We start from the raw sequence: 11702 nt of genomic DNA, 5'->3' as shown, positions 1-11702 counted from the left end.
GGGCAACGCCCGGGGGTACGCCACGCGTGTACCGGACAGCAACCGAAGTCGACCTGGGGGTTCGATCATGTTTCGTAGGACGATGTCCGTGGTGGCCGCGCTGGCCGCCGTGGCCACGGTGACGCTCGCCGCCGCGCCGGCGAGCGCGGCACCGGCCGAGCCGTACTGCGGCATCACGTGGGGCTCGAACGAGAAGTCGGCGCCGATGTCGACCGGCGCGACGCTCGTCGACATCCGTTCGGGGCAGCACGACTGTTACGACCGGCTGGTGTTCGACCTCCGCGTCCCCGCGCCGGCCAGCGGCTTCTGGATGTCCTATGTGGACGAGGTGACCGAGGACGCGACCGGGAACGTCATCCCCGTGCGGGGTGGCGCGAAGCTGCAGGTCGTCGTCGGCGCTTCCGCGTACGACCAGCAAACCGGTGAACAGACCTATTTCTACGGCAACCGCGCCGAGCTGGTGGACGTGACCGGATACCAGACGTTCCGCCAGGTCGTGTGGGCCGGTTCGTGGGAGGGCACGACGAGCGTAGGTATCGGCGTTCGGGCCCGGCTGCCGTTCCGCGTGTTCACCCTCGGCGACCGCGTCGTCGTGGACGTCGCGCACTTCTGGTGACGCCTTCACAGCCGTGGGGGCCATGAAGGACGCCTTCATGGCCGGTCAGCCGGTCCGGAGGCTGAACAGGCGGTCCCTGGCCACCTCCAGGGCGCGGGTGATCGCGCCCTGGAGGACGCCGCTGTCACCGAGGGTGCTCGCCACCACCTCCGGGCGAAGCGGACCCAACTCCTTGACACGGCCCGAGATCGCGACGCCGAGCATGTCCAGGTTCCGGCCGACGCCACCGCCCAGCACCACCACCTCCGGGTCGAGGATCGCCGTGACCGCCGTGACCAGTGAGCCGATCCGACGCCCCTCGGCCGCGACGATCGCCGACGCCGTCGGGTCGCCCTCTGCCGCGGCCTCGAAGACCTCCCTGGCCGAGCCGACCGTCATGCCGGCCTCGCGAGCCGCGGCCGCCACACCCGCGGCACCCGTCACCGCCTCCGTCATGCCGCGTTCTCGACTGTCCTGAGTGGACACCACACTGTCCGGCGTCGGCACGAACGACACCTCGCCCGCCGCACCCCTGGCACCCACGTACAGCTTGCCGTCCAACACGATGCCCATGCCGACACCGGTGCCGACCGACACGAACACGAAGTCCCTGCGCCCCCGGCCCGCGCCCATGGCGAACTCTCCCACCGCGGCCAGGTTGACGTCGTTCTCGATGGCCAGGTCGATCTCCAGCGCCGCACGCAGACGGTCGACGAGCCCGGGACGACCCCAGCCCGGCAGGTTCTGTGCGAAGTCCAGGCTGCCGGTGGCCGCGTTCAGCACGCCAGGACTGCCCACCACCGCGTACGTCACCGCCGACCACGCCAGGCCCGCCTCGGCCGCCGCCCTGTCGGCCAGCCTGCGCACCCGACGGACCAGGTCGGCCGCCGAGCGGGCCGTGTTGCGGGCGTCCTGCCGCGCGATCAGCTCACCACGCAGGTCGGCGACGGCCACCCGGATCCAGTCGCGGCCGATGTCCACGCCGGCCACGTGTCCGGCCTGCGCGTTCATGTCGTAGATCGCGGTCGTGGGGCCGGGGCGGCCACCCATCGCGCCGACCATCAGCACGAGACCGGCCTCCTCGAGGCTCGCCAGCGCCGAGGACACCGTCGGCTTCGACAGGCCCGTCTCCTTGGCGAGGTCGCCGCGTGAGGCCGGGCCGTGCTCACGCAGACGGTCGAGCAGCAGCCGCTCGTTCATGGTCCGCAGCAGCCTCGGCGTGCCCGTCTGGCCCCGCATCCGCGCTCTCCGTCCGTCGGCTATGGACATGCCGTTGGTAGTAAACTACCTTTCTTATCATTGCTTAGCGACCCGTCGACGCCACCGGGGTGACGCGAATGCTTCGACTACGGGCCATCTTCGCCGCGCTGTTACTGCTGGCGGTGACGGCATGCGGGAACGGCGACGCGGGTGACGACAAGACCACCATCGCGTTGTTCCTGCCGGAGTCCAAGACCACGAGGTACGAGGCGTTCGACCGGCCGCTGTTCGAGGCGAAGGTCAAGGCCCTCTGCTCGAACTGCGAGGTCCTCTACGCCAACGCCGACCAGGACGCCGCCAAGCAGCAGAGCCAGGTCGAGTCCGCGCTCACCCGGGGCGCCGACGTCCTGGTGCTCGACGCGGTCGACGCCGCGGCAGCCGCGCCGCTGGTCAACCAGGCCAAACAGCGCAACGTGCCGGTGATCGCCTACGATCGGCTGATCTCCGGCATCTCCTACGAGTACTACGTGTCCTTCGACAACGTGCGGGTCGGCGAGGTGCAGGGCCAGGCGCTGCTCGACGAGGTGACCAGGCGGGGCACGCCGGGCAAGGTCGTCATGATCAACGGCTCGCCCACCGACCCCAGCTCCGCGGACTACAAGAAGGGCGCACACCAGGCCCTGGACGGCAAGATCGAGGTCGGGCGCGAGTTCGACACGCCGGACTGGAGCCCGGACAAGGCGCAGCAGGAGATGGAGCAGGCCGTCACCGCGCTCGGCCGGGACGCGATCGTCGGCGTCTACTCGGCGAACGACGGCATGGCCTCCGGTGCCATCGCGGCGATGAAGCGGGCGGGCTACCCCGTGCTGCCGCCGATCACCGGCCAGGACGCCGAACTCGCCGCCGTGCAGCGGATCCTGACCGGCGAGCAGACCATGACCGTCTACCTGGACATCCGCGCGCAGGCGGAGAAGTCGGCCGAGCTGGCGGTCGCGCTGTCCAGGGGCGAGGAGCCGAAGGCACCGACGAAGGTCGGTGACGTCCCCACGTTCCTGCTCGACCCGATCGCGGTCGGGAGGGACACCATCAAGGACACGATCGTGAAGGACGGCTTCTACACGGTCGACGAGATCTGCACGGCCGAGGTCGCCGCCGCCTGCGCGGAGGCCGGGCTGAAGTGACCCTCGAAGCCTTCGACATCACCAAGACCTACGGCGCGGTGCGGGCACTGGACGGTGCGAGCCTGACCGTCGCGGCAGGCGAGGTGGTCGCGCTCGTCGGCGACAACGGGGCAGGCAAGTCCACGCTGGTCAAGGTGGTCTCCGGCGCCGTCCAGCCCGACGGCGGCACGCTCACCTTCCTCGAGCGGCCGGTCCGCGTGCACCGGCCGTCCGACGCGCAGGCGCTCGGCATCACCACTGTGTTCCAGGACCTCGCGCTGTGCGAGAACCTCGACGTCGTCGCGAACCTGTTCCTCGGCGTCGAGCGGCGGTCGTTCAGCGTGCTGGGCGAGCTGGCGATGGAGCGGACGGCGCGTGACCTGCTCGCGTCGCTGGACGTCCGGATCCCGGACGTGCGCGCGCCGGTCGCGATGCTCTCCGGCGGGCAGCGGCAGTCGGTCGCCATCGCGCGGGCGCTGCTCGGCGAGCCGAAGATGGTGATCCTCGACGAGCCGACGGCGGCACTCGGCGTCGAGCAGACCGCGCAGGTGCTCGACCTGGTCCGCAGGCTGCGTGAACGCGGGCTCGCGGTGCTGCTGATCTCGCACAACCTCGTCGACGTGCGTGCCGTGAGCGACCGGATCGTGGTGCTGCGGCTGGGGAGGAACGTGGCCGACCTGGAGACGGCGACCGCGTCGCAGGAGCAGATCGTCGCCGCCATCACGGGAGCCGTGCCATGAACCAGCTGGTCTCGGTCGCCCGCGACCGGGCACGCCGAGGCGACCTCGGGTCGGTGCCGGTCGCGGTCGGGCTCGTGCTGATCGCGACCGTGTTCTCGTCGCTGAACTCGCACTTCCTGTCCGCGGAGAACCTGACCAACCTGGCGCTGCAGCTGGCGGCCACGGGCACGATCTCGCTCGGCATCATCATGGTGCTGCTGCTGGGTGAGATCGACCTGTCCGCGGGCTCGGTCAGCGGCCTCGCCGCGGTCGTGATGACGTTGCTGTACGTGCGGTCGTCGTGGCCGGCGTGGCTCGCGGTCCTGGCCGCACTCGTCGCCGCCGCGCTCGTCGGCACACTGCACGGCGTGATGCGGACCGCGCTCGCGATGCCCTCGTTCGTGGTGACCCTCGCCGGGCTCATCGGCTGGCAGGGGCTTCTGCTGTACCTGCTGGGGTCGGCGGGCACGATCAACCTGCCGTTCGACCACGGCATCGCGACGCTGTCCGACACGTGGCTGCCGCCGTGGCTCGGCTGGCTGGTGGTCGTGTTGCTCGCGGGCGGTCACCTGGCGGCCGGGGTCGTGGTGCGTGCCAGGCGGATCGGCGTGGAGCTGCCCGCGCCGGCGCTGTGGTGGACGGTCGTGCGTTCACTCGGCCTCGCGGTGGTGCTGGCGGTCGCGGTGACGGTGCTGAACTCCGACCGGGGCGTGCCGCTGACGCTCGTCATCTTCGGCGGCCTGGTGATCGTCGTGGACCTCGTGCTGCGCAGGACGGTGTTCGGGCGCCGGATGTTCGCGGTCGGCGGCAACGCGGAGGCGGCGCGGCGGGCCGGGATCAACGTGGTGTCGGTGCGGGTGCTGGCGTTCGTGGCCGCGTCCGTGCTCGCGGGGGTCGGGGGAATCCTGGCCGCGTCCCGGCTGGCCGCGGTGAACCAGAGTTCCGGCGGCAGCGACATCCTGCTGATGGCCATCGCCGCCGCGGTGATCGGCGGCACCAGCCTGTTCGGTGGTCGTGGCCGGGCACACGCCGCCCTGCTCGGCATCCTGGTGATCCAGTCGATCACCAACGGGATGCTGCTGCTGAACGTGAACTCGTCGGTCCGTTTCATGGTCACGGCCGCGGTGCTGGCGGTGTCGGTCGCGATCGACTCGCTCGCGCGGAGGAACGCGGTCTGACCCCTCAGTCGACCGGGAAGCTCGTGCCGATGCCCATGCCGGTGATCCACTCGGGGACCGGTTCGTAGCTCGTCCACAGGAGCGGGGTGGCGGTGGCGGCGTGGCCGATCAGCCACGTGCGGATCTCCTGGCCGCCGCTGCCCGCCCTGGCCTCGAGGCCGTCGTCGCCGAGCGCGACGACCGCCGACAGGTCCGGTGTGGACAGTTGCCGGAGGAACCACGCGTCCCATTCGGTACTGACCGGGGCGTCCGGGTTGCCTGCCATGGCGCGGACCTTCGGCTCCCTGGCCGCGGCGAACTCCCTCGCGTTCCTGCGGCCGTGGATCATCGCCGTCCGCCGCTCCCCCACCACCGACGGGTCACGCGGGTCGTTGGACGGCAGCCAGTGCGACAGGCCGCCGCTCGCCACCACGAGAACCCGACCGGGGAAGCTCGCCGCCCTGATCGCCGCGCCGAGTGCCTGTCCCAGCTGGACACAGCGGGCCATGCCGGGCAGGGGTGGCGCCGCGGTGTTGACGACCAGCGGCACGAGCGGCACGGCCCCGCCGCAGGCCATCTCGTAGCTCTGCACCACGCCGTGGTCGACGGTCAGCGAGTACGACAGCGACAGGTCGAACCCCGCGTCCGCGAGGCCGTCCCGGACGGACCACGCGAGGTCGGTCGCCACCGGCAGCGGACCCTCGCGGCTGCCGAAGTCACCGAAGCCGACGGCCTCCTCGACCCCGAGCACGAACGGCGGCATCACGTCGTAGAAGTTGGCGTGGAAGTGGTCGGGGCCGATCACGACCGCGGCGTCCGGCGCCAGCCGGGCCACGGCCTTGGCCACCCGGTCGGCGTCGGCGAGGAACCGGCCGCCGGGCCCGGACTCGTCGTCCGGCGGTAACAGCGTCGCGAACGGCGAGTGCGACATCGCCACCAACCCGATGATCTCGCTCATGCCGCCCCCTCGTTCGCTCCGCGGCACCGGAACGCTCCGCAAGCTCGGCTCATGACAGCAGGAACTCCCGGTGCGCGGCCAGGAACTCGTCGACCTTCTCCCACTGCGGCCAGTGACCGGCGTCGGCGATCACGTGCAGACGCGCGTCCGGCAGCCACTCCAGCAGCAGGTCGGCCTCGTCGAGGCCGCCGGTCGGGTCGTGTTCGGTCCACAGCAACAGGGTCGGCGCGGTGATCTTGCCGACCCACGACGGGTCCCACGCGAAGTCCTTGCGCACCTCGGGGTCCTGCAGCACGAGCGTGTTCCTGATGGCCTGCTCGAAACCCGGGCGCGAGTACACCGCGCGGCGCAGGGCCACCAGCTCGTCGGTCACCATCTCCTTGTGGTGGAACAGGAACTCCACCCGGGGCCGCACTTTTTCGTCGCTCGGGTCGAGCACCGCGGCCAGGGTGCTGTCCCGCACCTTCGCCATCACCTCGGGCTTGTTCGCGATGTTGCCCGGGGTGTTCAGCACGAGCCGGTCGACGCGGTCCGGGTGGTGCGCGGCGGTCCAGGCGGCCACCCAGCCGCCGAGCGACTCGCCGGACAGGTGCGCGTGCTCGACCCCCAGTGCGTCCATCACGCCGATCAGGTGGTCGGACAGCACGTCGGTGGTGTACGGCTTGTCGGGCAGGTCGGACCAGCCGTGGCCGACCATGTCGTAGACCGTCACGCGGAAGTCCCTCGCCAGACCGGCGATGTCGCGGGCGTAGGCCTCGAGGTGGCCGCCGGTGCCGTGCAGCAGCACCAGGTCCGGTCCCGCGCCAGCCCACAACACCCTGGTCCGCACCCCCGACACGTCCACATGGGACAGTTCGTGGTCCACATCGGACAACTCGCCCCAGATACTGATGTGACTCACGCTGTCTCCTCCTTGAAGCGCGCCCGCGCCTCCTCGACCGTCACCAGGCCTGCGCTCTGCCGCCGTCCGACGCCCAGCGCGCCGAGGAGGCGGGAGTTCTCGATGGTCAGGAACTCGACCGGGTGCTCGGTGGAGTCGTTGTAGTGGCGGTGCCACGTCCACGGCGGTGTGTAGACGAAGTCACCCGTCGCCCACGACTCGGTCTCGTCCTCGACTTCGCTGTGGCCATCGCCCGAGATCACGTAGTGCACGGTCTCGTGGTGGTGGCGCTGCATGTCGGAGCTCTGGCCGGGTGGGATCGTCTGCCGGAAGATCTCGAACGTCGCCGTGGGCAGTCTGCCCGCGATGGACAGCGTGGTCGGGTTGTGCACCTGGTCGGCCGGCAGGGTCTCCAGGTCGGCGGCCCGCACCACGACCGGCCGCGCGGTGCTCGGCCGCACCGTGTCCGAGATCGCGCCGAGGAACTCGGCCATGCTGAAGTCCGGTCCGGACAGTGCCATCAGATCGTCTCCGTCCTGCCGCCGTCGACCGTGAGCACGGTCCCGTTCACATAGCTTGCAGCGGCCGAGGCCAGAAAGGCCACGGCCGCGCCGATCTCCTCCGGGCGCCCTGCTCGCCCTCCGGGGATCGCTTCGAGGTCGCGCTGCTCGGCGTCACCGGCACGCCGGGCGAGGATCTCGCGCCTGCGCTCGGTGTCGGTGGCGCCAGGCGCGACACAGTTGACCGTCACACCGCGGTCGGCGTGCTCCAGTGACAGCAGCTTCGCCGCCGCGTGGACGGCCGAGCGCAGCACGACGGACGTGGCGAGGTCGGGCTGGGGCTGCCGCACGGCCGTGGACGTCACGAACACGACCCGCCCGAAGCACTGCTCGGCCATCCTGGGCAGCGCGTGCCCGGCCAGCCGCAGCGGTCCGAAGAGGAGCAGGTCGGCCGCGGCCCGCCACGCGTCGTCCGGCACGTCCAGGATCCGGCCCGGCGGCGGTCCGCCCGCGTTGAGCACGAGGACGTCGGCGTCGGGCACCGAGCCGAGGTCCGGTTCGGACAGGTCCCCCACCAGGGCGGTGACGTCCGCGCCGGTGTCCTCCCGCAGTGTCGCCGCCGCGGCGTCGAGCACGTCGGCCCTGCGCCCGGTGATCACGACGCGGTGGCCTGCCAGCGCCAGCGCGCGGGCCGTCGCGTGGCCGATGCCCGTCGCGCCACCACCGACCAGTGCGGTCCTGCTGCCCATGGGGTTAGCCTGGCTCGCATGAGACGGGGAACCAACGATGAGTCCCACTGATCGGGACTCGGCGACTGGCGGGCTCGACCGCGCGTCCGCGATCCTCAGCGCCTTCGACGCCACCCACCGTGAGCTGACGCTTTCCGGCCTGGTGAGCAGGTGCGGGCTGCCGAGGTCGACCACCCACCGCACGGCCGACAAGATGATCCGTCTCGGCTGGCTGGACAAGCCGAAGGACCGGTACCGGATCGGCAACCGCCTGTTCGAGCTGTCCGGCCTGGCGCCGATCCGGCACGAGCTGCGTGAGGCGGTGCTGCCGTTCATGCAGGACCTGCACCACGCGGCCAAGACGACCGTGCAACTCGGCGTGCTGGACGGCACGCAGGTCCTGGTCGTGGAGAAGATCACCGGGCACCGGCCGATGCCGATGCTGTCGCAGGTCGGCGGGACGATCCCGGCGTACTGCTCGGCGCTCGGCCGGGCGATCCTCGCGTTCTCCGACGTCGCGGCCGTGACCCGGGTACTCGACGCCGACATGCCCAGGCGCACGCCACGCACGCTGACCAGCCCGGTCGCCGTGCGCCGCGAGCTTGCCGCCATCCCGGACCGGGGCTTCGCACTAGAGCGCGAGGAGGGCAACATCGGGGTGAGCTGCGTGGCCGCGCCCGTGTTCGGCCCGCTCGGCGACGTCGCCGCGGCCGTGTCGGTGACCGGCCCGTCCGCGATCGTGCGGGGTGACCGGATCGGCCCGGCCGTGCGGCTCGCGGCAGCCGCGGCGTCGAGGGCGTACTCGCAGCGCCGCTGAGTTCGGCGCCACTGAGTCCCGGGCAGCTGAGTCCCGTTCAGTGGGACTCGGAATTGCGGGTCATCCGAGCCGGCTCCACGCTGTGACCGACCCGGTGTCGTGGCGAAACGGAGACGACGATGACTCTCGGCGGCGGCTATTTCCTCCCTTCACGCGAAGGTCGTCAGATCGCCGCGATCGGGCTTGGCATCACGCTCAAGACCGACGGCAAGTCGACGCAGGACGCGTACTCGCTGTTCGAGTACGCGATCCCGGCGGAGACCAGCGGCCCGCCCCCACACGTGCACACGCGGGAGGACGAGTCGTTCATCTGCCTGGCCGGGCGGCTGGACGTGCACCTCGGCGGCGAGGACTTCGTGCTGGAGCCCGGCGACTACCTGTTCCTGCCGCGCGACATCGTGCACACGTTCCGCAACTCCTACAAGGAGGAGTCGCGGGTCATCTCGGTGGTCTCGCCTGCGGGTCTGGAGGGCTACTACCAGGCGCTCGCGGACATGCCGCCCGGCCCGAAGGACATCAACGTCATGAAGGCGATCATGGCGGACTTCGGCATCGAGCTGCGACTGCCGCCGGAGGTCTCGTAGCCATGCGGATCGCGATCATCGGAGCGGGTGTCGCGGGCCTCGCCACCGCGAAGGTGCTGTTACAGGCGGGCCACGACGTCGTGGTGTACGACAAGTCGCCGGACGTCGGGGGCGTGTGGAGCGGGACGCGGCGTTATCCGGGGCTGACCACGCAGAGCCCGAAGGCGCAGTACTCGCTGTCGGACCACCCGATGCCGAAGGACTTCCCGGAGTGGCCGACGGGTGCGCAGGTCCAGGAGTACCTGGTCGGTTACGCGGCGGCCTTCGGCGTGGACCGCGTGCTGCGGCTGGGCACCGAGGTGACGGCGGCGCACCGGACGCCCGAGGGCTTCTGGGCGGTCGCGTCCGGCGGGTCGACCGAGCTGTACGACCGGCTGGTGGTGGCCAACGGGGTGTTCTGCGAGCCCGCGGTGCCGTCGTACCCGGGGCTTGCGGAGTTCACGGCGGCGGGCGGGCGGCTGTGCGCGGGCACGGAGTTCCACGACGCCGAGGAGGCGCGGGGCAAGCACGTGCTGGTGGTCGGGTACGGCAAGTCGGCGTGTGACGTGACGGTGCCGGTGAGCAGGGTGGCGGCGAGCACGTCGGTGATCGCGCGGCAGGCGCTGTGGAAGGTGCCGCGCAAGGTCGGCGGGGTGCTGAACTTCAAGATGCTGCTGTTGACCAGGATGGGCGAGGCGTTGTTCCGCTACGTCCGGTTGCGCGGCTTCGAGAAGTTCCTGCACGGACCGGGGAACCGGTTGCGCCGCAACATGATCAACTCGATCGGGTCGGTGTCGGTGCGGCAGTTCGGGTTGCGTTCGCTGGAGCTGGTGCCCTCGGGGAACATGGAGGACATCGTCCGCGGCGCGATCGGCCTTGCCACGGAAGGGTTCTTCGAGGGCGTGACCGCGGGGGCCATCACAGTGCACCGGGACCGCACGATCACCCGGCTGGTGGCCGAGGACCGCACGTACGCGGAGCTGTCGGACGGGACGCGGTTGCCCGCGGATCTGGTGGTGTGCGCGACGGGTTTCACGCAGGGGGTGCCGTTCCTGCCTGCCGAGGTGCGGTCGCGGTTGCTGGACGAGCGGGGGAACTTCCTGCTGTACCGGCAGATCCGGCCGGTCGGGGTGCCGGGGTTGTACTTCAACGGGTACAACTCGTCGTTCTTCAGCCCGCTGAACGCGGAGATGGCGGCCGTGTGGATCGCGGCGGATGTCGTGGGGGCGCTTCCGCTGCCGGATGACGAGGCCATGCGCGCGGCGGTCGCGGAGCAGCTGGCGTTCATGGACACCGCGACTGACCGGCACCACTGCCACAACACGAAGATCATCCCGTTCTCGATGCACAACGTGGACGAGGTGCTGGGTGACCTCGAGGTCAACATCCCGGCACGGACCCGCGCCGCCCACTGGCTGAACCCGGTGAACCCCAGGGCGTACCGCAGGATCACCCCGACGGTTCTGCGGCGGCTGCCCACGGTCGCGGCTTCCGCGCCGGCTCCGGTCGCCGAGGCGGGTCCGGCAGCCCATGCGGGTTCGGCAGCCGAGGCGGGTTCGGCTCCACTCGCGGCCCCCGGTTCGGCCGAGGACTCGGCGGAGGTACCCGCCTGAACCGGCCGTCCGGTTCGCCCCGCTCCGGCGGACGTGGCGTCCTCCGGTGTGGGCGGCTTCCCCGAAGGGCGGGGTGGACTGCCCCACTCGCCGTCGCCGCGCGCGTTGGCAGGCCGACGTGGCGGGGAGAACCTGACGGGTATGACTGAGGACGAAGAGGACCAGGAAGTCCAGTGCCGCGACCTCGACGCCGGTAGCGGTTCGCAGTGTCTGGAGCTGGGCGCCGACTGGGTGGCCTATCTCGCCGAGGCCGACATACCGGAGAACGTCAGCGGGATCGACTACGGCATCGCCGACTTCGAGGGTCAGGAGCAGGCCAATGTCTGACCCGACTGCCCCGACGACGCCCCATTGGCTCGTCCGCGAGTTCCAGCTGACCACGCCCTTCCGCCTGACGGGTGAGCTGGAGTACCAGTCCTGGGACGACCTCGAACGCACCCTGAGCGGCGACCTCGAGTTCGGCAACCTACCCCAGCTGCGGTTCGAGTTCGGCCAGAACGTCAGCCGGCTTCAGGGTGGTCTCGGGCTCCAGCTCGTGAAGTTCGAGCTGCCGCACATCGGCCCCTGGGTCACCGAGGCCGGCATCGGCGCCATGGCCCGCTGGGGTGAGGACCGTGGCTTCGACCTCAGCTCCGAGCTGGAGATCCGCAACGTCCGGTGCCCACCTTCTCCTTCTCGATCGAGGGCGCGATGACCCTCTCCGGCACCAACGACGCCACCGGCCCCCAGCTCGGCGCGGAACTCACGGGCAACCTCACGTTCCACTTCGACCTCTTCGCCCCGCGCGGCACCTTCCGCCGCCGCTGACCCGA

General features: G+C 70.9%; 14 protein-coding genes. 9 read left to right on the top strand and 5 right to left on the bottom strand.

Going from position 1 to position 11702, the window contains the following annotated elements; genetic code table 11:
• The first annotated feature begins 67 nt into the window (after window positions 1-67).
• A complete protein-coding gene (locus CLV71_RS38945; RefSeq protein ID WP_166664437.1) occupies window positions 68-616 on the top strand; it encodes an AMIN-like domain-containing (lipo)protein in 549 nt (182 codons plus the stop codon).
• 45 nt (window positions 617-661) lie between these two features.
• On the opposite strand, the gene CLV71_RS38940 is transcribed toward CLV71_RS38945, so the two are convergent.
• Window positions 662-1834 carry an ROK family transcriptional regulator gene (locus tag CLV71_RS38940; RefSeq protein ID WP_133907949.1) on the bottom strand — a complete coding sequence of 391 codons (1173 nt, stop codon included), beginning with the start codon at window positions 1832-1834 and terminating at the stop codon, window positions 662-664.
• A gap of 98 nt (window positions 1835-1932) precedes the next feature.
• On the opposite strand from CLV71_RS38940, the gene CLV71_RS38935 reads away from it, so the two are divergent.
• The 3 genes from CLV71_RS38935 to CLV71_RS38925 are packed head-to-tail and all read left to right on the top strand — an operon-like array spanning window position 1933 to window position 4852.
• Complete coding sequence (locus CLV71_RS38935) at window positions 1933-2976, top strand: sugar ABC transporter substrate-binding protein (protein WP_133907948.1); 1044 nt, start codon at window positions 1933-1935, stop codon at window positions 2974-2976.
• On the top strand, window positions 2973-3695 hold the full coding sequence (locus CLV71_RS38930) for an ATP-binding cassette domain-containing protein (RefSeq protein ID WP_133907947.1): 723 nt from the start codon (window positions 2973-2975) through the stop codon (window positions 3693-3695). The genes CLV71_RS38935 and CLV71_RS38930 overlap by 4 nt, the downstream gene beginning before the upstream one ends.
• A complete protein-coding gene (locus CLV71_RS38925; RefSeq protein ID WP_133907946.1) occupies window positions 3692-4852 on the top strand; it encodes a sugar ABC transporter permease in 1161 nt (386 codons plus the stop codon). The genes CLV71_RS38930 and CLV71_RS38925 overlap by 4 nt, the downstream gene beginning before the upstream one ends.
• A gap of 4 nt (window positions 4853-4856) precedes the next feature.
• Here CLV71_RS38925 and CLV71_RS38920 read toward each other — a convergent pair whose 3' ends face one another.
• From CLV71_RS38920 to CLV71_RS38905, 4 genes are read right to left on the bottom strand one after another with little or no spacing between them, the layout of a single operon-like run.
• Window positions 4857-5789: a DODA-type extradiol aromatic ring-opening family dioxygenase gene (locus CLV71_RS38920; protein WP_133907945.1), complete on the bottom strand. Its 933-nt coding sequence runs from the start codon at window positions 5787-5789 to the stop codon at window positions 4857-4859.
• 49 nt (window positions 5790-5838) lie between these two features.
• Window positions 5839-6690, bottom strand: a complete 852-nt coding sequence (locus CLV71_RS38915) for an alpha/beta fold hydrolase (RefSeq protein ID WP_133907944.1) — start codon at window positions 6688-6690, stop codon at window positions 5839-5841.
• Window positions 6687-7190: a cupin domain-containing protein gene (locus tag CLV71_RS38910; RefSeq protein WP_133907943.1), complete on the bottom strand. Its 504-nt coding sequence runs from the start codon at window positions 7188-7190 to the stop codon at window positions 6687-6689. Before CLV71_RS38910 ends, CLV71_RS38915 begins: the two co-directional genes overlap by 4 nt.
• Window positions 7190-7918 (bottom strand): SDR family oxidoreductase, encoded by a 729-nt coding sequence (locus CLV71_RS38905; protein ID WP_133907942.1) that lies wholly within the window; start codon window positions 7916-7918, stop codon window positions 7190-7192. Before CLV71_RS38905 ends, CLV71_RS38910 begins: the two co-directional genes overlap by 1 nt.
• Window positions 7919-7955: 37 nt before the next feature.
• On the opposite strand from CLV71_RS38905, the gene CLV71_RS38900 reads away from it, so the two are divergent.
• From CLV71_RS38900 to CLV71_RS38880, 5 genes are all read left to right on the top strand, one after another.
• Entirely contained in the window at window positions 7956-8714 is a 759-nt protein-coding gene (locus tag CLV71_RS38900) for an IclR family transcriptional regulator (protein WP_133907941.1), read from the top strand.
• Window positions 8715-8833: 119 nt separating this feature from the next.
• Window positions 8834-9298 carry a cupin domain-containing protein gene (locus tag CLV71_RS38895; RefSeq protein WP_133907940.1) on the top strand — a complete coding sequence of 155 codons (465 nt, stop codon included), beginning with the start codon at window positions 8834-8836 and terminating at the stop codon, window positions 9296-9298.
• Between the two features lie 2 nt (window positions 9299-9300).
• Window positions 9301-10890, top strand: coding sequence for a flavin-containing monooxygenase (locus CLV71_RS38890; RefSeq protein ID WP_133907939.1), 1590 nt, complete (start codon window positions 9301-9303; stop codon window positions 10888-10890).
• Window positions 10891-11031: 141 nt separating this feature from the next.
• Window positions 11032-11217 carry a hypothetical protein gene (locus CLV71_RS38885; RefSeq protein WP_133907938.1) on the top strand — a complete coding sequence of 62 codons (186 nt, stop codon included), beginning with the start codon at window positions 11032-11034 and terminating at the stop codon, window positions 11215-11217.
• Window positions 11210-11584, top strand: a complete 375-nt coding sequence (locus CLV71_RS38880; RefSeq protein WP_133907937.1) for a hypothetical protein — start codon at window positions 11210-11212, stop codon at window positions 11582-11584. The genes CLV71_RS38885 and CLV71_RS38880 overlap by 8 nt, the downstream gene beginning before the upstream one ends.
• Window positions 11585-11702: the final 118 nt, after the last annotated feature.

Source organism: Actinophytocola oryzae, from assembly GCF_004364325.1.
GTDB classification, from domain to species: domain Bacteria; phylum Actinomycetota; class Actinomycetes; order Mycobacteriales; family Pseudonocardiaceae; genus Actinophytocola; species Actinophytocola oryzae.
This window is presented reverse-complemented; position numbering and strand designations above follow the sequence as displayed.